Raw genomic sequence first — 19,865 nt, 5'->3', positions numbered from 1 at the left:
AGCCCGGCCGTTCAGCCTTCGTCTTAGCTTGCGACGGCGTGCGGGACGGCGGCCTTGCCGGTCAGTGACGACAGGATGTCGCCCATCGGGGCAAGTTGTTCCAGCGGGCCGATCGCCGAAAGCGTCGGCGTGGTGTCGAAGAACAGCCGACCGGCAAGGTCGGTCAGGCGTTCGATGGTGATGCCGGAGAGGCGCTCCATCAGTTCTTCATTCGGGATCGGGCGACCGTAGAGCATCATCTGACGGGCGATCTGGCCGGCACGGGCCGCCGGGCTTTCCTGACCCATCAAAAGCTGTGCGCGGATCTGGGCACGGGCGCGCTCGATTTCCTGCTGCTCGATGTTCATCGAGGATTTGCGCAGTTCATCGACGATGACGGGCATCAGCTCCGGCAGGTTCTCGCCGCCGGTCGCAGCATGCACGCCGAAGATGCCGGTGTCGGAGAAACCCCAGTGGAAGGCATAGACCGAATAACAGAGGCCACGATGCTCGCGCACTTCCTGGAAGAGGCGCGAGGACATGCCGCCGCCGAGAATGTTGGCGAGGATCTGCGAGCAATAGAAGTCGCGCGCGTGGTAGGCCTTGCCTTCAAAGCCGAGCAGCACCTGCGCGTCCATCAGGTCGCGGGTTTCGCGGCTCTCGCCGCCGGTGTAGAGGGCAGTTTCGAGCACGGGCGTTGCGATCGGTGTGCGCGGCAATGACGAGAAGCGTTCTTCGACCTGGCGAACAAAGGATTCGTGTTCGACGGCGCCGGCGGCGACCACGAACATGCGGTCGGTCGTGTAGTTGCGGCCGAGATAGTGCCGGATCTGGTCGGCGGAGAACGACATGACCGTGTCCGGCGTGCCGAGGATCGGCCGGCCGACGGTCTGATTGCGATAGGCGGTCTCGGCGAAGCGGTCGAAGACGACATCGTCGGGTGTGTCGTCGGCAGCGCCGATCTCCTGCAGGATCACGTGCTTCTCGCGGCGCAGTTCTTCCTCGTCGAAGCTGGACTCGGTCAGAATGTCGGCGAGAATATCGACAGCAAGCGGCACGTGGTCCTTGAGAACCCTGGCATAATAGGAGGTCGTTTCGGTGGAGGTCGCAGCATTGACCTCGCCACCGACGTTTTCGATCTCTTCGGCAATCTGGCGGGCGGTGCGCCGCGCGGTGCCCTTGAAAGCCATGTGCTCCAGCAGATGGGCAATGCCATGTTCGCCGAGAGTTTCATTGCGCGAACCGGACTTGATCCACACGCCGAGCGCCACACTTTCGAGATGCGGCATCTGCTCGGTTACCACCGTCAACCCGGAAGGGAGCCGGGTGCACTCAACTTTCATCATACGTTTCTTCTCGTTCTTACCCCCGGAGACGGGTACGCTCGCCGATAAAGGTTTCGACGGTTTTCAGGTCCGGATCCAGGATATCGAAACGCTCCTCCCTGTTCATCAGGTCAGCAAGCCACGTCGGAAGCGCCGGGTCAATACCACTTGCCGATTTTACCGCGTCCGGGAATTTCGCCGGATGGGCGGTGGCAAGCGTCACCATGGGAGCGGATGCCTTCTCGTGTTTGGCGGCGACGAAGACGCCGACGGCGCTATGCGGATCGAGCAGATAGCCCGTGTCTGCAAGCGTCTTTGCGATCGTCTTGGCGACTTCTTTCTCCGAGGCGCGACCGGCGCGGAACTCCTTGCGGATCGCCTTCAGCGCCTTTTCGCGGATGGTGAAGGAACCGGACTGCTTCAGCCCGTCCATCGCCGAGCGGATTTCGCCCGGGTCGCGATCGTTCGCCTCGAACAGAAGCCGTTCGAAGTTCGACGAGATCTGGATGTCCATCGACGGTGCGGTGGTCGCCTTGACGTCGCGCATCTCGTAGCGGCCGGTCTTCAGCGTGCGGGCGAGAATGTCGTTTTCGTTGGTGGCGATGATCAGCTTATCGATCGGCAGGCCCATGCGCTTGGCGACGTAGCCGGCGAAGATATCGCCGAAGTTGCCGGTGGGGACCGTGAAAGAAATCTTGCGGTCTGGGCCGCCGAGCGCGACCGCCGTCGTGAAGTAATAGACGATCTGGGCCATGATGCGCGCCCAGTTGATCGAGTTGACACCCGAAAGCTTGACGCGGTCGCGGAAGGCGACGTCGTTGAACATCGCTTTGACGAGGTTCTGGCAGTCGTCGAAGTTGCCGTTGACTGCAATCGCATGGACGTTCGATGCGCTCGAGGTCGTCATCTGCCGCTGCTGCACCGGTGAGACTTTGCCGTGCGGGAAAAGAATGAAGATGTCGGTGCGCTCACGACCGGCAAAGGCGTCGATGGCGGCGCCCCCGGTGTCGCCCGAAGTCGCGCCGACGATGGTGGCGCGCTCGCCGCGTTCGGAAAGCACATAGTCCATCAGCCGGGCGAGCAGTTGCATCGCCACGTCCTTGAAGGCGAGCGTCGAGCCGTGGAAGAGCTCCATGACGAAGGCGTTAGGTCCGGTCTGCACCAGCGGCGCCACCGCCGGGTGGCGGAAGGTGGCATAGGCCTCGTCGATCATTTCGCGGAACTTGGCCGCCGGGATCTCGCCATTGATGAAGGGTTCGAGCACGGTAAAGGCAATGTCCTGGTAGGATTTGCCGCGCAGGCCGCGAATTTCCTTCTTGGAAAACTTCGGCCATTCCTTGGGGAGATAGAGACCGCCATCGCGCGCAAGACCGGCAAGCAGCGCGTCGCAGAAGCCGAGAGGAGCGGCTTCGCCGCGCGTCGAGATATACTTCACCATCGTTGTCCTTCGTCCCACCTCAAGGATTGCGGCGACCTTGGGAAACGTCGTCGCGACACGCTCGTCTTATTGCGTCAGTCCTTGACAAAGTCTGCATTTATTCTTGTCACCGACCCAATTTCCGGTCGCAAAACTAGCTTCGGAAAATTCGGAAGGGACGGACTGACCCAATCGATTTTTCAGTTTGTCGCTGCTATAGACGATGCCCGAAGGCCATGAAAGGTCTTCCGGCCGAGATTTCGGTCAAGGAGTTTCAACCGGTCCAGCAGAGGTTGTTCAACGTGTTTGGCAAAGTTTCCCGGCCTGTTCTCGCAATATCTTTTCTCGCAGTCCTAGCCGGCTGCAATAAGACGCAATCCGGTGGGGCGATCGACGCAGGCGGCAGTGCCGCTGCTCCGACGCCGGCCGTCGTTCAGGCCGCATGCCCGCAGGTCGTCATTCGTGACGGCACAAATGTGCATGCCAGCTACGCAAAGGGGGCCAAGAACGACCCGACGAAGCTCGTCTATCAGGCCTCCCTGGCAGACACCACGCGGCAATGCGTGCAGAGCGAGAGCGCGTTGACGATAACCGTCGTGGTCCAGGGCCGCGTCGTCAGCGGTCCTGCCGGTGGTCCCGGCAAGGTCACCATGCCGATCCGCGTGGCTGCAACCGACGAAGACAAGACGCTCTATTCCGAACTGACGCAGCATGCGGTGGAAATCCCTGCAACCGGTTCGGCCCAGTTCGTCTTCACCAAGGCCGACGTCACGTTGCCGGCCGGCGCCGGATCCAATGTCACCGTCTATGTGGGCTTCGACGAAGGCCCGCCGGCCAAGGGCAAGAAGAAGTAGGCAGCGGCCTATGCCGCAAAAAAAACGCCGGGGCTTGCCCCGGCGTTTTCATTTCCGTCGTGTGCGGCTTATTCAGCCGGAACGCTCTTGCCGCCTTCCCACTTGTAGAGCGAGAAAGCCTGCGAGGTCAGGTCGCCGGCTTCGCTGTAGGTCAGCTTGCCGAGAACCGTGTCGATGGCTTCGCCCGACTTGATCGCAGTTGCAACCGCGGTCGCGTCTTCGGCGGAGCCTGCCTTCTCGATGCCGGCCTTCAGCACCTGGACGGCAGCATAGGCGTTGAGCGTGAAGGCTTCGGCCGGGATGTTCTTCGCCTTCAGCGCTTCGACAGCCGGAGCCGAGGCGGGGTTGCTGGTCGCGTCGCTGGCATTGGTGTAGACCGTGCCGGTCGCAGCTTCGCCGCCGATTGCCCAGAACTCGGTGTTGGACAGGCCGTCGCCGCCGAAGATCTGCGCCTTCACGCCCTGGTCGTGCATCTGGCGTGCCAGCAGGCCACCTTCCGGATGGTAGCCGCCGAAGTAGACGACATCGACGTTTTCCGACTTCAGGCGGGTAACGATCGCGCTGAAGTCCTTGTCGCCCGGGTTCAGGCCTTCATAAACGACTTCGGTGATTCCGCCGGCATTGATCGCCTTCTTGAAGCCGTCAGCAAGGCCCTTGCCGTAAGGCGCCTTGTCGTGGAGGACGGCGATCTTCTTGTCCTTGAGGTTCTTGACCACATAGGCAGCGGCGACTTCGGCCTGCTGGTCGTCGCGGCCGCAGGTGCGCAGCACGTTCCAGAGACCGCGGGTGGTGAGGTCAGGCGTGGTTGCCGTCGGCGTCACCATCAGGATGCCGTTTTCGGCAAGGATGTCCGAAGCCGCCATCGAGGTGCCCGACAGAACCGGGCCGACGACGTAGCGGATGCCTTCACCAGCAGCCTGGTTGGCAACCGAAACGGCCTGCTTCGGATCGCCGGCGTCGTCGAGCATCTTCAGCACGATCTTCTCGCCATTGATGCCGCCAGCCTTGTTGATCTCGTCTGCAGCCGTTTCCGCGCCGTTCTTCACCTGCTCGCCATAGGCCGCGACCGGGCCGGTGAGCGGCGTGATCACGCCAATGGTGATGTCGGCGAAGGCGAGCGGGCCAAAGGCGACGCTGGCCGCCAGGGTCAGGCCGGTCAACATTGAAAGACGCATTGTGTTTCCTCCTAAAAATACCCCGATGGGGCTTGCTTGGTACGGCCCTCGTGCGCGGCTCCTCGAAAACCGGGAAGATTTTCTAGGGGACGTGACGCCACTGCAATGTGTCATCATGTCCCTCGGCGTCTAATTGGACGTCTGCCGTGTTGGCCGAAGGCTTCTTTCCCGCTCCGGCCGAAAGCCGGAGCGAAAGGGGCATGGCGGTGTGCGACCGCCTGCGGCCAATCAGGCCGTCATCGACTCCGACCATGCGGAAAGGGCCGCGATCACGCCCGGCAACGCCGTCATGCGCGAAATCACCGTTTCCGCACCCGCTTCGGTCAGCTGGTCGGCATGCGAGGGATGGGTGTGCGAACCGCCGGTGAAGCCGACGACGCGCATGCCAGCGGCACGTGCACCGTGGATGCCGTGCACGGAGTCCTCGATCACCAGCACCCGCGACGGGTCGACGCCCATCTGCTTGGCGCCGTGCAGGAAGATATCCGGCTTCGGCTTGACGCGGTCGGCGCCGAGGTCGCGCGCGGAATAGATGTGTCGGCCGAAATGGTCCTTGATGCCGACCTTGCCGAGCATCATGGCAAGCCGCGCCGAGGTCGAGTTGGAGCAGATGCAGTGCGGCAGCGTCAGCTGCGCCAGCATCGGCTTGACGCCGTCGATGATGTTGAGGTCGCGGGCAAGGCGCTCGTCGAGGATGACGTCGACCTTGCTGATGAGCTGGGCCGAAAGCGGGATGCTTGCTTCCTTTTCGATTTGCAGCAGCGTGTTGTGCCAGGTCATGCCGGCAAAACGCTCCGCCATTTCCTCGACGCTGATCGGGTAACCCGCTTCTGTCAGCAGTGCTGCTTCGACTTCCGACGCGATGATTTCGGAATCGACGAGAACGCCGTCGCAATCAAAAATGATGAGATCGATACCGGTCATATGGAACAGTTCCCTGGGAGGAGAGGCGCCGCAGGCGGGGGGAGGAATCTTCGCGCGGCGCGGGCTTTCGTACGGCAGAGCTTTTATACGATGGTAGGCCAAAGCTCAACCATTGGAAATTATCGAAACCGCCCGTGCGCTTGCTCGACAGCATTGTTTCGCGGCTCTATCAGTAGGCGATGGAAAAGCAGCAGGACGACACGCTCGCAAGTCGCATCAGCAAGGCCCTGGCCGAGCGGATCATCTCCGGCATGCTCATGCCCGGGGAGCGCTTGCGGCAGGATCATATCGCCGAGGAGTTCGGTGCGAGCCACGTTCCCGTACGCGAAGCCTTTCGACGGCTGGAGGCCCAGGGCCTTGCCGTCAGCGAGCCGCGCCGCGGCGTTCGCGTCGCCTCTTTCGACCTGAAGGAGGTGAGGGAGGTCGCCGAAATGCGCGCTGTTCTTGAGGTTCTGGCGCTTCGCCATGCCATCCCGCATCTGACGCCGGCGATCCTCGATCGGGCCGAGATGGCCACGGCCGCCGCCGATACTTCGCGCGACGTGCGCTCCTGGGAGGCGGCAAACCGCGCCTTCCATCGGCTGATCCTCGAACCCTGCGGCATGCCGCGGCTGCTGGCGGCGATCGATGATCTGCATGCAGCGAGCGCCCGCTTCCTGTTTTCCGCCTGGCGCACGAGCTGGGAGGCACGCACCGACCACGATCACCGCGCGATCCTCGCCGCCTTGCGCGAAGGCCGAGGCGACGAGGCGGCAAAGATCCTCGAACGCCATGTGGGCTGGATCGGCAAGACGCCGGTCAGGACCGCCGCGGGCGAAACCCGCGAGGCCTTTTCCATCGTCGGCTAGAGTGGTTTTGCTGGCAGCAGCTACTGCGGAAACAGCTCGGAGAAAGCCTTCTCGCCATTGGCGGTGAAGCGGATGGCGCGGCTGTTCGCCTCGCGCTTCGCCCAGCCCTTGTCGATGAATAGCGTCAGCAGCGCTTCGCCAAGCGAACCGGCCAGATGCGAGCGGCGCTCGCTCCAGTCGAGGCAGGTGCGGCAGATCGGGCGGCGGGATTTTTTCAGCGCCGCATAGTCGATGCCGAGCGCCTCGATCCGGTTCTGCCCGTCGGGCGTCAGCGCCAGGTCGTCGCCGGTGACTTCGATCTGCTTTTCGGCAATCAGGCTGTCATACATGCGCACGCCATAGTCGCCGGCCAAGTGATTGTAGCAGACGCGCGCTTTTCTCAGCGCCGGATCCTTCGGCCCGGGGCGGTGCCGGTTCATGCCGCGGCTGGCGGCAAAGCCCATCAGGTTCTCGAGCATCAGCCCGACTTCGTCTTCTGCCAGCTGAAAATATCGGTGACGGCCTTGCTTGCGCTGGCTGAGCAGACCGCCGGCCTCGAGCTTGGCCAGGTGGGAACTGGCGGTCTGCAGCGTGATGCCAGCATGGGTGGCAAGCTCGGTTGCGGTCAGCGCACTACCCCCCATCAGCGCCGTCAGCATGTTGGCGCGGGCGGGATCGCCGATCAGCGATCCGATGAGAGCGATGTCTGGGCCTTCCTTCATACTTCGATCGTAATCGAAGCATTCTCGCACTTCAAGCGGGCATAGTCACTTCATCGAAGACCGGGCGAAAGGCCCCAAAAGACCTGGAGATGATGATGATCACCTGTTTCATCCGCTACGAAATCGATCCCTTCAAGAAGGACGAGTTCGCCACCTATTCGCGCAACTGGGGCGAGGTCATCCCGCGTTGCGGCGCCGATCTCATCGGCTATTTCGGTCCGCATGAGGGATCTGCGACGACGGCTTACGGCGTTTACAACATCGAGAGCCTCGCGGCCTACGAGGCCTATCGCGCCCGGCCTGCCGCCGATCCGCTCGGCCGGGAAAATTATGCCTTCTCCCGCCGCGAGCGGTTTATCCTGAAGGAGGATCGTATTTTCCTGAAGAACGTCTCGATGCCCATCGGAGGAAAGTGAAACATGATTGCCGTCATCTTCGAAGTCCTACCGGCCGAGGGCCGGCGTGACGCCTATCTCGGCATTGCCGCCGACCTGCGTCCGCTGCTCGACGACATCGATGGCTTCATCTCGATCGAGCGGTTCCAGAGTCTGGCCAATCCCGACAAGGTGTTGTCCCTGTCTTTCTGGCGCGACGAGGAGGCGGTGAAGGCCTGGCGGAACGGCGCCGAACATCGTGCCGCCCAGGATGCGGGGCGCCACGGCGTCTTTGCCGATTACCGCCTGCGCATCGCCTCCGTGATCCGCGACTACGGGCTGAACGAGCGCCATGAGGCCCCCTCAGACAGCCGCGCCTTTCACGACGCCCGGTGAAACGGCGTCCGCGACGCTTGAACGGGGCGGCGGGAGGCGGGTGAACGCCCGTTCCCGCCTTTCCTGTCCACTCCAGAAGACCTCTCTAACATAGCGCGACTACGCACTTTTTCGAAACGGCCTTCAGGCTTTGGTAACCATCTTCGGTAACCATACGCTCCATGATCCGTTCCGAGTAAGCGTATTTGCGAGTTGTCCATGTCTTCAGTTGTTTCGCTTGCCGAAGTCTCCCGTTCCACCCGTCCGTTGGGCTGGCTCGACAGCATCATCAAGGGTGACTGCGTTGCGGCGCTCAATGCGCTTCCCGACAATTCGGTCGACGTCGTTTTCGCCGACCCGCCCTACAACCTCCAGCTCGGCGGCATGCTGACCCGTCCCGATCAGTCGGTGGTCGACGCCGTCGACGACGAATGGGACCAGTTCGCGTCGTTCGAAGCTTACGACGCCTTCACCCGTGCCTGGCTGCTGGCCTGCCGCCGCGTGCTGAAGCCGACCGGCACCCTCTGGGTCATCGGCTCGTACCACAACATCTTCCGCGTCGGCGCCATCCTGCAGGATCTGCACTTCTGGATCCTCAACGACATCATCTGGCGCAAGACCAACCCGATGCCGAATTTCAAGGGTCGGCGGTTCCAGAACGCTCATGAGACGCTGATCTGGGCGACGCCGAATGCCAATGCCAAGGGCTACACCTTCAACTACGATGCGATGAAGGCGGCCAATGACGACGTGCAGATGCGCTCCGATTGGCTGTTCCCGATCTGCTCCGGTCACGAGCGCCTGAAAGGTGATGACGGCAAGAAGGTGCATCCGACCCAGAAGCCGGAAGCGCTGCTCGCCCGTATCATGATGGCTTCGACCAAGCCGGGCGACGTCATTCTCGATCCCTTCTTCGGTTCCGGCACGACCGGTGCCGTCGCCAAACGCCTCGGCCGCCACTTCGTCGGCATTGAGCGCGAGCAGGATTACATCGACGCGGCATCGGCACGCATCGACGCGGTCGAACCGCTCGGCAAGGCGATGCTCTCGGTCATGACCGGCAAGAAGGCCGAGCCGCGCGTCGCCTTCAACACGCTGATCGAAAGCGGGCTGATCAAGCCCGGCACGGTTCTGACAGACGCCAAGCGCCGCTACAGCGCGATCGTTCGTGCCGACGGCACGGTCGCCTCCGGCGGCGAGGCCGGTTCAATTCATCGCCTGGGCGCCAAGGTCCAGGGGCTTGATGCCTGCAACGGATGGACATTCTGGCACTTCGAAGAGGGGAACACCCTGAAGCCCATCGACGAACTCAGAAGCGTCATTCGAAATGATCTGGCAAAACTGAACTGATCAACCAGTTCCGCCGGATCCTTCGAAAAGCGCTCTAACCGGTTTTTGTACCTTCAGTCCCGGAAAGAGAGCTTTAAATGCCCGGAATCCTCAATGTGAGGATTCCGGGCATTTGTATGTTTGGGCCATCCGATGGAGCGTTTGAAGCGAGCTCTAGGGCCCTGAGGTCGATTGCCAATCTTCGCATCCGCTCATAGGGTTCGGACAGAGCAACCTTCATCCGAACAAGAGTGTTATCCGCATGGCCGTGCCCGATCGTCTCCAGCGCGCGAAGCAATGGGCGCGGCAAATCAAACGCGACGTCGTTGCGCTCTGGTTCGCCGCGCGAGATCGTCGAACGCCGTTTTCGGCGAAATTCGTTGCCGGCACTGTGGCGGCCTACGCACTTTCGCCGGTCGACCTGATCCCCGATTTCATTCCGATACTCGGCTACCTCGATGATCTTATTCTCGTTCCGCTCGGCATCCTCTTGGCCGTACGTCTGGTGCCGCCAGCGCTGATGGAAGAATTCCGAGAGCGGGCGGCGGCATTGGAAGGACGCCCGTCCAGCCGCAGCGGCCTCCTCGCGATCCTGAGTATCTGGTTCGTGGCCGCAGTCATTGCGGCCTGGCTGGCATGGGGCTTCATCGCGGTCAGGCCCTGACAATGGGCGGCGGCGACCCGTGCCGCCGCCGCGCGCCGAATGGAGGATACGCCGCCTTTAGAGAGCCGGCGTCCCCTGTGGGCGCAAGTGGTAGAGGGTTCGGGCGCCCTTATCCTCGAAGCCGCAACTGGCGAGCACAGGCTCGAGGCGTGCTCTTTCGTCTTCCTGTAACTCGACGGTGGCGACCCTGATATCGGGATAGGCCGCGGGTATGCGCTGAAGCAGGGCGGCAACCAGGGCAATCAGCCCGCAAGACGGGGCATGATGTTCGGTGATGTGGATCATCATTTCATCGCTCCAGACAAAGGCGTAGGCCTCGGCGACCACGAGGTCGTGATGTTCCAGCCACTGCATCAGCAGCCCGCCCTCATCCCAGTCAGCGATACGTTGGGCGACGGAGTCCGCGTCCCAGGTCGTGGTGCAGGTTTCTCCACTGCAGTCCGATATCCCCGCGCGTGTGAGGAAGTCCACGAACTTTGCGAGGAGATTTTCTGGGAGAGGCGCCTGGACGGCGTAAACGACGGCACCGTCCTTGGGTTTTGCGATTGCGGCCGGCCAGCGCTTGGGTGACGCCTGCCAGGTCCTGAACAGATCCCGAAGCGCGGTCGCGCCGGTCATTTCGACGACCTGCTGGTTGAGGGCGGTTTTTCGGGAGTGCCAGATGATGCCTTCTGAACCGGCCTCTACGGCTGCAAGCCGAAAGAGCCGCGCGAGAATTTCGGCGTCGTGCAGGTCGTGCGACGGCATGGCGTGCCAGCCTCGATCGGCCGCTCTCTTGTCGTCGCCTTCAGTCGGCGGCCGAAGGCTGAGCCAGCCCGCCAGTTTGGCATCGCGTCTGGCGACGACGAAACGGGTATCTGAAAACCGTTCTCCAAACTCTTCCGGAGGCACCTCGTCGCGAAAGCTGGCCTCGGTCGTCGCGTAGAGCTCGTCGATGAAGGCGTCCTTGGCGGCGCCGTCTGGAATTACTGAAAATTCTAAACTATTCATATATTGCCTCTGCGATTGCGCAATCACAGGTAGTAAATATGATTCGTGGCGGAATCGTGCCGCCACGAGCAGGAGCCATCGTCGATCGGCAGTTCAGCCTACGGATGAATGCCGCAGCCGGCGAGATCGGCCTTCAGCTTTTCCGGATCGACGAAATGCACCGCATGCCAGCCGGCAAGCCGCGCGGCTTCGACGTTGGGAATGCTGTCGTCGATGAAGAGGGTGGCCGATGGGTCGAGATCGAAGGCCCGCGTGTGCGTCTCATAGATGGCGATATCGGGCTTGATCAGCTTGACGTCGCCCGAAACGGTGACGCCGCGTGGCAGCGTCAGGAAGGGATAAAGGACCTGCGCCTCGCGGAACGTGTCGGAGGCGAAGTTGGTCAGCATCGTCACGTCGCGTCCTTCGGCGATCAGTCGCTCCAGGAGTGACACCGTCTCCACATAGGCGTGCGGCACCATCTCCTGCCAATATTTGCGGAAGGCGCGGATCTGTTCTTCACGCTCGGGAAAGTCCTTGATCAGCAGCGCTTCCGCCTCTTCCCAGGAACGGCCGCGGTCCTGCTCGATGTTCCAGTCGTGGGTGCAGACATTGGCAAAGAACCACTCGCGCTCGGCCTCGTCGGGGATGATGCGACTGTAGGGCAGGTTGGGGTCGTAGTGGATAAGCACCTTGCCGATGTCGAAGACGATGTGGCGGATATCGATGCTGCTCATGAACGTATTCCCTGCTTGAACTTTCGGAGTTGGAGCGGGACGGGTGGGCCCGTACCGTGCTAGCGTTCCGCCTTGAAGGCATGCGGGATCGCCTGGGCGATCGCCTTCTTCATCACCGTCGGCAGCGCCTGGGCACTCAGCGAGTGAACCGGCTCCCACCAGCCGTTGCCCTGCGTCCCGGCGCGCGCGACATTGGCGCGGTAGACCGAGAGACGCAACTCGAAATGCGTGAACACGTGGCTGATGGTGCCGCAATCTTCCCAGGCCGCTGCAAAGGGTTGGGAGGCAAGCGAGGTGTCGCCGTCCTGCCGCGATGTCCAGTCGGTGCCGGGCACTTCGGTCATGCCGCCAAGCAGGCCCGTCTCGGCCCGCTTGCGCAGATAGACCGCGTTGTCGGCGTCGATCGCGACGAAGGCGGCGCCGCGCCGAAGCGGCTTGTCCTTCTTCTGCGCCTTGCGCGGAAAGGTTTCCGGATCGGCGACGACAAGCGCGCGACAGTGGGCGCGGAAGGGACAGAGCGAGCAGGCGGGCCGTTTCGGCGTGCAGAGCGTCGCGCCGAGATCCATCATCGCCTGGGCGAAATCACCCGGCCTGCTCTCAGGGGTGAGCGCGGCGACGCGGGCCCGCATCTCGGGCTTTGCCGCCGGCAGCGGCGTTTCGATTGCATAGAGGCGGGAAATCACCCGCTCGACATTGCCGTCGAGCACGGCGCTTCTGCGATTGAAGGCGATCGCCGCGACCGCGGCGGCGGTATAGTCGCCGATGCCGGGAAGGGACTTCAGCCCGTCCTCCGTGTCGGGAAAGCGGCCGCCATGATCGTTCGCGACGGCCTCGGCGCATTTCTTCAGGTTGCGGGCGCGCGCATAATAGCCGAGCCCGGCCCATGCCTTCATCACGTCCTCATTGTCGGCGCGCGCCAGGTCCTCGACGGTCGGCCACAGTGACAGGAACTTTTCGAAATAGGCCTTTACCGCCTGCACCGTCGTCTGCTGCAGCATCACTTCGGAAAGCCAGACATGGTAGGGATCGGCGACGATGCCTCGGCGCGCCATCGGCGGCGAAACCCGCCAGGGCAGGTCGCGATGGTGCCTGTCGTACCATTCCAAAAGCAGGGGTGCAGCGTCCGCCGCCGGTATCGTATCGTGCATGATTTGCCGGGAGTTCCGTTTCCGGCCTATACTTGGCGAAGCGGAGCCGCGGCATCAAGGCTCAATCGACATTGCCTACAGAAAGTCCATACGTGAGCGAGCAGAAGACCCGGAAGGGCGTCGTCCAGATCAGCGAAGTCGCGAACGGCCTGATCGACCCGGTGCTCGCCAAGCGGGCAGGCATCAACACCATGCTGCTCGGCTCCTGGGACGAAATCGCCGGCGAGGACTTTGCCGATTGCACGCGGCCCGAAAAGATCGCCTGGCCGCGACGGGCCTCCGAGATCATGGGCGAGGGCGGACATCAGCCGGGCGTCCTGACGGTTGCCTGCGAGGGCGCGCGCGCGCTGTTTTTGACCCACGCCCAGGGCGAATTGATCCAGCGCATCAACAGCTTCTTCGGCTTCTATGCGATCGGGCAGCTGCGCATCGTTCAAAAGCCCGTCTCCCAGCAGCCGAAACATCGTGGCAAGCCCAAGCCGCTTTCGGGCGAACCCGCCCGGCGGCTCGAGGCCATGGTCGAAGGCATCGAAAGCGAGGAGCTGAAGGCCGCCTTGCGTCGGCTGGGGACCGCCGTGCTCAATCCCCGGCGCCGCTAAGGCACGGCGCGCAAAACTATGCAGCGGTTTTCGCGACTACGAGACGCGAAAACCAGAGGCTTAAAGCGCAAGCAGCGCATCGGAAAGATCGCGACGCGCTTTTGGGCGGCCATCGCTCGGTCACAATTCTTTGAATTCTGTTGACGCCGCGCCACTTGCCGCCCTGCGCGGGGCAAGATATCGAATCCGCACTGCAATTCCCTCCGAACACGGGTCAAATCATGTCCGCTTCCGCAATGAACCTTACCAAGCGCCTGCTCAGCGGTGCCGCCATCGCAACTGTCGCCCTGGTGCTTGCTGCCTGCAGCGACGAAAAGAAGGAAACGGCCTCCACCGCACCGGCCGCGACCACCGAAGCCGCCAAGGCTGAAACCAAGCCGGCAACGGACGCGACCACGACTGCATCGACGACCGCGACCCCGGCCACCGCCGAAGCCAAGCCCTCTGCCGGCACCGAAGTCGCCCAGACGACGGCTGCTCCCGTCAAGGTCGAGCTCCCCTCGTCGGAAGGGTCCGTCGACGTCGCCAAGCTGATGGAACCGGGCGCCCTGCCGGAAATGGCGATCGGCGACGCCAACGCGCCGGTGACGATCGTCGAATACATGTCGATGACCTGCCCGCACTGCGCCGCCTTCCACAACAACACCTTCGAGGCGATCAAGACCAAGTATGTCGACAGCGGCAAGGTCCGCTTCGTGCTGCGCGAATTCCCGTTCGATCCGCGCGCGGCGGCTGCCTTCATGCTGGCGCGCTGCGCTCCGGAAGGCCAGTACTTCCCGATGATCTCGATGCTGTTCAAGCAGCAGCAGCAGTGGGCCGCAGCCCAGAATGGTCGCGACGCTCTGCTGCAGATGTCCAAACTCGCTGGTTTTACACAGGAGAGCTTCGAGGCCTGCTTGACGAACCAAAAACTTCTGGATGATGTGAATACTGTTATGCAACGGGGCGCCAAGGAATTCGGGGTTCAGTCGACGCCGACCTTCTTTGTCAATGGCGAGCACTATTCGGGGGACATGTCGGTTGACGTTATGTCGGCCCTCATCGACAGCAAGCTCTGATCCTTCGCTTTTCCTGAAAACGGGCGACGGCAGCAGCTGTGCGCCCGTTTTTCTTGTCTGGGCTGATGGTAGAGGGGGGGACCTCGTAGCCCCAGCGTCCGCTCCATGAAGTTCAACAAGCTTCGCCTGCTCGGCTTCAAGTCCTTCGTCGAACCGACCGAATTCATCATCGAGCGCGGATTGACCGGTGTCGTCGGACCGAACGGTTGCGGCAAGTCGAACCTCGTCGAAGCCTTGCGCTGGGTGATGGGGGAGAACTCCTACAAGAACATGCGCGCTTCCGGCATGGACGACGTGATCTTTTCCGGATCCGGCAATCGTCCCGCGCGTAACACGGCCGAGGTCGGCCTTTATCTCGACAACAGCGACCGCACGGCACCCGCTGCCTTCAATGACAGCGACGAGATCCAGGTCAGCCGCCGCATCGAGCGCGAGCAGGGCTCGGTCTACCGCATCAACGGCAAGGAAGCGCGCGCCAAGGATGTACAGCTTCTCTTCGCCGACGCGTCGACTGGTGCACGCTCGCCGTCGATGGTCGGGCAGGGGCGCATCGGCGAACTGATCGCCGCCAAGCCGCAGGCCCGTCGCCAGCTCCTGGAAGAGGCGGCCGGCATCTCTGGCCTGCACTCTCGCCGCCACGAAGCGGAGCTGCGTCTGCGTGCCGCCGAGACCAATCTCGAGCGTCTCGACGACGTCACCTCGCAGCTCGAAAGCCAGATCGAGAGCCTCAAGCGCCAAGCGCGCCAGGCCAACCGCTTCAAAATGCTTTCGGCCGATATCCGCAAGCACGAGGCGATCCTGTTCCATATTCGCTGGGTGCAGGCCAAGGAGGCGGAGGGCGAGGCGACGAGCCAGCTCAACCAGGTGACTGCGCTGGTCGCGGAAAAGGCGCAGCAGCAGATGCAGGCGGCCAAGGACCAGGCGATCGCCAGCCTGAAGCTGCCGGAGCTGCGCGAAAACGAAGCGAAGTTCGCCGCCGCCCTCCAGCGTCTGCAGATTGCCCGCTCACAGCTCGAAGAGGATGCCGGCCGCATCCTCAGGCGCCGCGACGAGTTGCAGCGCCGGCTGGCGCAGCTTGCCGAGGATATCGCCCGCGAGGAGCGCCTTGTCGTCGACAATGCCGGCATTCTTTCGCGTCTCGACGAAGAGGAAGCCGAACTCAGCGACATGCTCGCGGAGGCCGACGACCGTGCGACGGAAGCGCGCGAGCGCCTCGAAGACGCAAACGAAAAGCTCGCCGGCAGCGAGGCGCTATTGGCGCGTCTAACGGCGGAACGCGCCGAGGCACAGGCCGGCCGCAACCAGCTGGAGCGCACGCTGCGCGACCTGTCGGAGCGCCAGGCACGTCTTGCCCGCCAACTTGGCGACCAGTCGCGCGATCTCGATGAACTCGACCGCCAGATGGCGGCCCTTCCCGATCCGCACGAAAAGCAGGGTCAGGTCGAGGTCGCAGAAGCTGCGCTGGAAGAAGCCGAAAGCAATGTGCTCGCGATCGAGGAAAGCCTCGCTGAAGCGCGGCGCATGGAGGTCGAGGCGCGTCAGCCCGTCGATCGGACGCGCGCGACGCTGAACGGCATCGAGACCGAGGCACGCACCATCCGGCGCATGCTGGAGGCGGTGGCCGGTGGCGCCTATCCCGCCGTCGTCGAGGAGATGAAGGTCGACCGGGGCTTCGAGACCGCATTGGGCGCGGCCCTTGGCGACGATCTCGACTCGCCGCTCGAAACCGACGCGCCGGCCCATTGGCGCGCGCCGGGGGATCATGTCGGGGACGGCGATTTGCCGGAAGGCGTGAGCCCGCTGATTGCCCATGTGAAGGCGCCCGACGCGCTGACCCGCGCCCTGAAGCAGATCGGCATCGTCGCAAGCGAGGCGGAAGCCGAGCGGCTGCTGCCCCTGCTGAAACCCGGCCAGAGCCTTGTCACCAAGCAGGGCTCCGTCTGGCGCTGGGACGGCCACGTGACTGGCTCCGAGGCGCCAAGTGCTGCCGCATTGCGGCTGGCGCAGAAGAACCGGTTGGCCGAACTCGATACCGAGGCCGACGGCGCCGCTGAGGCGCTGCGCCTCGCGGAGGCCGAACTTGCCTCTGCGGGCAGTCGCATCCGCGCCGAGGACGAGCGGTTGCGGCTTGCCCGCGACGCGCAGCGCATGATCACTCGACAGCTCGGCGAAGCCCGCGACGCGCTCGCTGCCGCTGAACGCGCCTCGGGCGACCTTGCCCGCCGCCGCGCGGTGCTTGCCGAATCGCGCAGCCAGATCGAGGCGCAGGTCGAAGAGGTGGCCGAGCAGATCGAGACGGCCAACGACGCGCTCGCCGATGCGCCCGATCTCTCCGAACTGGAACTGACGCTGCGCACACAGACGGCCGATGTCGCAGCCGATCGTGCCGCCGTCGCCGAGGCCCGTGCCGCCCATGATGGCCTGGCGCGCGAGAACGAGGCGCGTCAGCGGCGCATCGCGGCGATTGCCAGTGAACGACAGACCTGGAAGGCGCGCGCGGCGAGCGCCAATGAGCACATCGCGACCCTGCGCGACCGCGAGGCAGAAGCCCGCGACGAGGTCGAAGAGCTGATCGATGCGCCCGACGAGTTCGAGGACAAGCGCCGGGCGCTGATGAACGAGTTGCAGAAGGCGGAAGCGGCCCGACGCGAAGCGGCCGATCTGCTTGCCGAGGCTGAAAACCGTCAGCGCGAGGCGGACCGGTTGGCGGCAACCGCGCTCTCCGAACTGGCGGAATCGCGCGAAAAGCGCGGCCGCGCCGAAGAGCGGCTGGTCTCCGCCCGCGAACGTCGCGTCGAGATCGAGGCCCGCATTCAGGAAGCGCTCTCCTGCGCGCCGCACGAGGTCATGCGATTGACGGGGCTTGCCGTCGACGAGGCACTGCCGGACATGCGCAACATCGAGCGCGAACTCGAACGGCTGAAGATCGAGCGCGAGCGGCTTGGTGCCGTCAACCTGCGTGCCGAAGAAGAACAGAAGGAGCTTTCGGAAAAGCTCGCCCTGCTGCTCAGAGAGCGCGACGACGTCATCGAGGCGATCCGCAAGCTCAGGAGCGCCATCCAGAACCTGAACCGCGAGGGCCGCGAGCGCCTGATCGCCGCATTTGACGTCGTCAACGTACAGTTCCAGCGGCTGTTCACCCACCTCTTCGGGGGGGGCACGGCCGAGCTGCAACTGATCGAGAGCGACGATCCGCTGGAGGCCGGCCTTGAAATTCTCGCCCGCCCGCCGGGCAAGAAGCCACAGACCATGACGTTGCTTTCCGGCGGCGAGCAGGCGCTGACGGCGATGGCATTGATCTTCGCCGTGTTCCTGACCAATCCCGCGCCAATCTGCGTGCTGGACGAAGTCGATGCACCGCTCGACGACCACAATGTCGAGCGCTACTGCAACCTGATGGACGAAATGGCGGCGTCGACCGAGACACGCTTCATCATCATCACCCACAACCCGATCACCATGGCCCGCATGAACCGCCTGTTCGGCGTGACCATGGCCGAGCAGGGCGTCTCCCAACTCGTTTCCGTCGACCTGCAGACGGCGGAACGCCTGCGCGAAGTCGTCTGATTCACTCAAATTCGGCGATGAAACCGGATACCGGCCGCGATGGGTCGCGCGCTTCCCAGGTGTCGACGTAGGCGGCGAGGGGGACCTTGTTTGCTCGATAGGCTGCGTAAAGCGTTGCCGCCCCAGCCTTTTCCGGCGGCCGCCTGAACCACCTGCCGAAGGTGACGGCAGCGCCCGTCGTCCATCTCCACCCTTCGGCACTGCCGTTCTCGTTGGAGAGCCCGAGCCATGGCCCGACCCGCCGGTGCTCGCCGCCTTCGAACGAACTGCTGAAGAACCGGTCATCCGTATTCGCGAGTGAGGCGACGAACGTATTTTCATCGCTGGAATCGATCGTGGCAAGGTGACCGCCGCAGCGCTCGACGATCGCCTTCGCTTCCTGCCAGCCGACTTGCTGCCCGTCATAGACCGCTGCATAGAGGTGTCTGGCAAAGGTGCCATAGGTCAGTGGTAGAGGCGAAAGACACCGCACCATGGCGATCACCGGTTCGTCCTCCAGTCCCTCGAGATCGGTGGCGTCATAGCGGCGTGCGCTGGTAGCCGAGAGAATGTCCTGATCGATGCGGGCAAAGGTGAGACCCAGGCTCGCTCCGGTCTCCTGATCGAGAAATCCGGATTGCTTTAGCCCGCGGGCCGCCTGAAATGCCGTGACCGCCCTGCGTGTCTGGCCACCGAAGGCGCCGTCCGTCGCGCCCGTGTCAAAACCCTTGCTCTGCAGGGCCTGTTGCGCGGCTGCGCGCTTGTCCTTGCTATCGAGCATCTTCTGTTCCTGTGCCATCGCAGCCAGGGATGATCTGAAGTCGTCGCTTTTGCCGAGCCGCTGAATGGATTGACGCGCCGCGTCGGCGTAGCTGCTCTCGCCATGTTTGGCGATGAAGCGCTTCCAGGTCCTGGCCGTGTCCACGCGCATCGCCTTGTTGAAGTCGAGCGCGGCGATATCGACGTTGTCAACTTTCAAGGGTCGGGGCGCTTCAAGCGTGGCGCTGCCGTCGAGGTAGAATTCCAGATCGAGAGAGGAGAGGATCTGCGGCGACTGTTTGCCGCCCGTTGCCGAGCGCACCTCACGGATCACGCGCTTGAAGGCGGTGCCGATTTCGATCCCTGGGCCGGAGAGGTTGGTTATCAGCGCCCGGGTGAAGGGCGAATGCCCGTCGGTTCCGTCAGCCGCTACCTGTCCGGGCGCCGCAGCAAAGGCAACGAGCGTGCCGGCGCCCTGTGTCTCGATCGGTGCCAGACCTCTGGTGGCGCCGCCGCGGCTTGTGCCCGCCACGTCACGATTGAGTCTGTCTGCGAGCGGATTGTTGCGGCAGGCGTCGAGGAAGATCAGGGAGATTTTCGCGCGTTGTTCCAGCGCGTTCATGATCTCCGACAGCGGCATGGTTTCTGCCGGAACGTCAAACTCGCTTTCGAGCCGCGCATCGGTGCCAACAAGGAAATTCTCGCCGCGCAACTGCATGCCGTGGCCGGCGTAGTAAAACAAGGCGGTATCGTCAGGCCCGATCTTGCGCGAGAAGTTTGAAAGTGCGCCGGCAAGACCACGGCGATCGGCGTTGAGGATCAAGTCGGTTTCAAAACCCTGGCCTTTGAGGAAGACATTGAACGCTTCAGCGTCGCGCGAGGCGTTGGGCAGGGTTCCCGCAAGCACATAGTTGCTCATGCCGATGACAAGCGCCAGTCGTTTGCCATTGCCTTCGGCGGGGGCATTCCCTGTGGTGAAGGGCACGATCAGAGCGCAAAGAACCAGCCATAGCAGCTTCACACGCCAGTTCATGACCTTGCCTCCTGCTTATGATTGACTCAGCCGTGCAGGTGTTGAATTGCC

At 63.2% G+C, this 19,865-nt stretch carries 18 protein-coding genes; 9 read left to right on the top strand and 9 right to left on the bottom strand.

The window, feature by feature from the left end; genetic code table 11:
* Positions 1-23: 23 nt before the first annotated feature.
* Entirely contained in the window at positions 24-1,325 is a 1,302-nt protein-coding gene (locus OVA00_RS14705) for a M16 family metallopeptidase (RefSeq protein WP_060516297.1), read from the bottom strand.
* A 16-nt stretch (positions 1,326-1,341) separates the two neighbouring features.
* Positions 1,342-2,742 (bottom strand): threonine synthase, encoded by a 1,401-nt coding sequence (gene thrC / locus OVA00_RS14700; RefSeq protein WP_113504592.1) that lies wholly within the window; start codon positions 2,740-2,742, stop codon positions 1,342-1,344.
* A gap of 281 nt (positions 2,743-3,023) precedes the next feature.
* On the opposite strand from thrC, the gene OVA00_RS14695 reads away from it, so the two are divergent.
* Complete coding sequence (locus OVA00_RS14695) at positions 3,024-3,575, top strand: hypothetical protein (protein WP_034801474.1); 552 nt, start codon at positions 3,024-3,026, stop codon at positions 3,573-3,575.
* A gap of 68 nt (positions 3,576-3,643) precedes the next feature.
* On the opposite strand, the gene OVA00_RS14690 is transcribed toward OVA00_RS14695, so the two are convergent.
* A complete protein-coding gene (locus tag OVA00_RS14690; protein ID WP_034801278.1) occupies positions 3,644-4,750 on the bottom strand; it encodes an ABC transporter substrate-binding protein in 1,107 nt (368 codons plus the stop codon).
* Positions 4,751-4,978: 228 nt separating this feature from the next.
* Positions 4,979-5,674, bottom strand: coding sequence for an HAD family hydrolase (locus OVA00_RS14685; protein WP_034801280.1), 696 nt, complete (start codon positions 5,672-5,674; stop codon positions 4,979-4,981).
* A 179-nt stretch (positions 5,675-5,853) separates the two neighbouring features.
* On the opposite strand from OVA00_RS14685, the gene OVA00_RS14680 reads away from it, so the two are divergent.
* Complete coding sequence (locus tag OVA00_RS14680) at positions 5,854-6,522, top strand: GntR family transcriptional regulator (RefSeq protein ID WP_034801282.1); 669 nt, start codon at positions 5,854-5,856, stop codon at positions 6,520-6,522.
* Positions 6,523-6,542: 20 nt separating this feature from the next.
* On the opposite strand, the gene OVA00_RS14675 is transcribed toward OVA00_RS14680, so the two are convergent.
* Complete coding sequence (locus tag OVA00_RS14675; RefSeq protein WP_060516294.1) at positions 6,543-7,223, bottom strand: ArsR/SmtB family transcription factor; 681 nt, start codon at positions 7,221-7,223, stop codon at positions 6,543-6,545.
* A 95-nt stretch (positions 7,224-7,318) separates the two neighbouring features.
* Between OVA00_RS14675 and OVA00_RS14670 the strand changes: the two genes are divergently transcribed.
* The 4 genes from OVA00_RS14670 to OVA00_RS14655 all read left to right on the top strand — a co-directional run bounded on the left by OVA00_RS14670 (position 7,319) and on the right by OVA00_RS14655 (position 9,965).
* Entirely contained in the window at positions 7,319-7,639 is a 321-nt protein-coding gene (locus OVA00_RS14670) for an NIPSNAP family protein (protein WP_268089247.1), read from the top strand.
* Positions 7,640-7,642: 3 nt separating this feature from the next.
* A complete protein-coding gene (locus OVA00_RS14665; RefSeq protein ID WP_034801289.1) occupies positions 7,643-7,993 on the top strand; it encodes an antibiotic biosynthesis monooxygenase family protein in 351 nt (116 codons plus the stop codon).
* Positions 7,994-8,191: 198 nt separating this feature from the next.
* Complete coding sequence (locus OVA00_RS14660; RefSeq protein WP_034801293.1) at positions 8,192-9,322, top strand: site-specific DNA-methyltransferase; 1,131 nt, start codon at positions 8,192-8,194, stop codon at positions 9,320-9,322.
* A 241-nt stretch (positions 9,323-9,563) separates the two neighbouring features.
* The gene (locus OVA00_RS14655) at positions 9,564-9,965 is read left to right on the top strand and encodes a YkvA family protein (protein WP_268089246.1); all 402 of its coding nucleotides are present in this window, start codon (positions 9,564-9,566) and stop codon (positions 9,963-9,965) included.
* A 57-nt stretch (positions 9,966-10,022) separates the two neighbouring features.
* Here the strand turns inward: OVA00_RS14655 and OVA00_RS14650 are convergent, their stop codons facing one another.
* From OVA00_RS14650 to mutY, 3 genes are read right to left on the bottom strand one after another with little or no spacing between them, the layout of a single operon-like run.
* Positions 10,023-11,021 carry a hypothetical protein gene (locus OVA00_RS14650; RefSeq protein ID WP_268089245.1) on the bottom strand — a complete coding sequence of 333 codons (999 nt, stop codon included), beginning with the start codon at positions 11,019-11,021 and terminating at the stop codon, positions 10,023-10,025.
* Positions 11,022-11,053: 32 nt separating this feature from the next.
* The gene (locus OVA00_RS14645; protein WP_268089244.1) at positions 11,054-11,671 is read right to left on the bottom strand and encodes an HAD family hydrolase; all 618 of its coding nucleotides are present in this window, start codon (positions 11,669-11,671) and stop codon (positions 11,054-11,056) included.
* Between the two features lie 59 nt (positions 11,672-11,730).
* Positions 11,731-12,819: an A/G-specific adenine glycosylase gene (mutY, locus tag OVA00_RS14640; RefSeq protein WP_442780508.1), complete on the bottom strand. Its 1,089-nt coding sequence runs from the start codon at positions 12,817-12,819 to the stop codon at positions 11,731-11,733.
* 92 nt (positions 12,820-12,911) lie between these two features.
* Here mutY and OVA00_RS14635 point away from each other — a divergent pair, with 92 nt between their 5' ends.
* The 3 genes from OVA00_RS14635 (at position 12,912) to OVA00_RS14625 (ending at position 18,043) form a co-directional block, all read left to right on the top strand.
* Entirely contained in the window at positions 12,912-13,418 is a 507-nt protein-coding gene (locus OVA00_RS14635) for a DUF721 domain-containing protein (RefSeq protein WP_268089243.1), read from the top strand.
* A gap of 221 nt (positions 13,419-13,639) precedes the next feature.
* A complete protein-coding gene (locus OVA00_RS14630; protein ID WP_268089241.1) occupies positions 13,640-14,476 on the top strand; it encodes a DsbA family protein in 837 nt (278 codons plus the stop codon).
* 105 nt (positions 14,477-14,581) lie between these two features.
* A complete protein-coding gene (locus OVA00_RS14625; protein WP_268089240.1) occupies positions 14,582-18,043 on the top strand; it encodes a chromosome segregation SMC family protein in 3,462 nt (1,153 codons plus the stop codon).
* Between the two features lies 1 nt (position 18,044).
* On the opposite strand, the gene OVA00_RS14620 is transcribed toward OVA00_RS14625, so the two are convergent.
* The gene (locus tag OVA00_RS14620; RefSeq protein WP_268089239.1) at positions 18,045-19,814 is read right to left on the bottom strand and encodes a caspase family protein; all 1,770 of its coding nucleotides are present in this window, start codon (positions 19,812-19,814) and stop codon (positions 18,045-18,047) included.
* Between the last annotated feature and the right edge of the window lie 51 nt (positions 19,815-19,865).

Source organism: Ensifer sp. SL37 (assembly GCF_026672675.1).
Lineage (GTDB): Bacteria > Pseudomonadota > Alphaproteobacteria > Rhizobiales > Rhizobiaceae > Ensifer > Ensifer adhaerens.
This window is presented reverse-complemented; position numbering and strand designations above follow the sequence as displayed.

Bases quoted from the DNA above. Each gene is read 5' to 3' on its own strand.
- OVA00_RS14670 (WP_268089247.1), top strand. From the start codon at position 7,319: ATGATCACCTGTTTCATCCGCTACGAAATCGATCCCTTCAAGAAGGAC.
- OVA00_RS14675 (WP_060516294.1), bottom strand. From the start codon at position 7,223: ATGAAGGAAGGCCCAGACATCGCTCTCATCGGATCGCTGATCGGCGAT.
- OVA00_RS14620 (WP_268089239.1), bottom strand. From the start codon at position 19,814: ATGAACTGGCGTGTGAAGCTGCTATGGCTGGTTCTTTGCGCTCTGATC.
- OVA00_RS14680 (WP_034801282.1), top strand. From the start codon at position 5,854: ATGGAAAAGCAGCAGGACGACACGCTCGCAAGTCGCATCAGCAAGGCC.
- OVA00_RS14625 (WP_268089240.1), top strand. From the start codon at position 14,582: ATGAAGTTCAACAAGCTTCGCCTGCTCGGCTTCAAGTCCTTCGTCGAA.
- OVA00_RS14705 (WP_060516297.1), bottom strand. From the start codon at position 1,325: ATGATGAAAGTTGAGTGCACCCGGCTCCCTTCCGGGTTGACGGTGGTA.
- thrC (WP_113504592.1), bottom strand. From the start codon at position 2,742: ATGGTGAAGTATATCTCGACGCGCGGCGAAGCCGCTCCTCTCGGCTTC.
- OVA00_RS14645 (WP_268089244.1), bottom strand. From the start codon at position 11,671: ATGAGCAGCATCGATATCCGCCACATCGTCTTCGACATCGGCAAGGTG.
- OVA00_RS14630 (WP_268089241.1), top strand. From the start codon at position 13,640: ATGTCCGCTTCCGCAATGAACCTTACCAAGCGCCTGCTCAGCGGTGCC.
- OVA00_RS14665 (WP_034801289.1), top strand. From the start codon at position 7,643: ATGATTGCCGTCATCTTCGAAGTCCTACCGGCCGAGGGCCGGCGTGAC.
- OVA00_RS14655 (WP_268089246.1), top strand. From the start codon at position 9,564: ATGGCCGTGCCCGATCGTCTCCAGCGCGCGAAGCAATGGGCGCGGCAA.
- OVA00_RS14690 (WP_034801278.1), bottom strand. From the start codon at position 4,750: ATGCGTCTTTCAATGTTGACCGGCCTGACCCTGGCGGCCAGCGTCGCC.
- mutY (WP_442780508.1), bottom strand. From the start codon at position 12,819: ATGCACGATACGATACCGGCGGCGGACGCTGCACCCCTGCTTTTGGAA.
- OVA00_RS14685 (WP_034801280.1), bottom strand. From the start codon at position 5,674: ATGACCGGTATCGATCTCATCATTTTTGATTGCGACGGCGTTCTCGTC.
- OVA00_RS14660 (WP_034801293.1), top strand. From the start codon at position 8,192: ATGTCTTCAGTTGTTTCGCTTGCCGAAGTCTCCCGTTCCACCCGTCCG.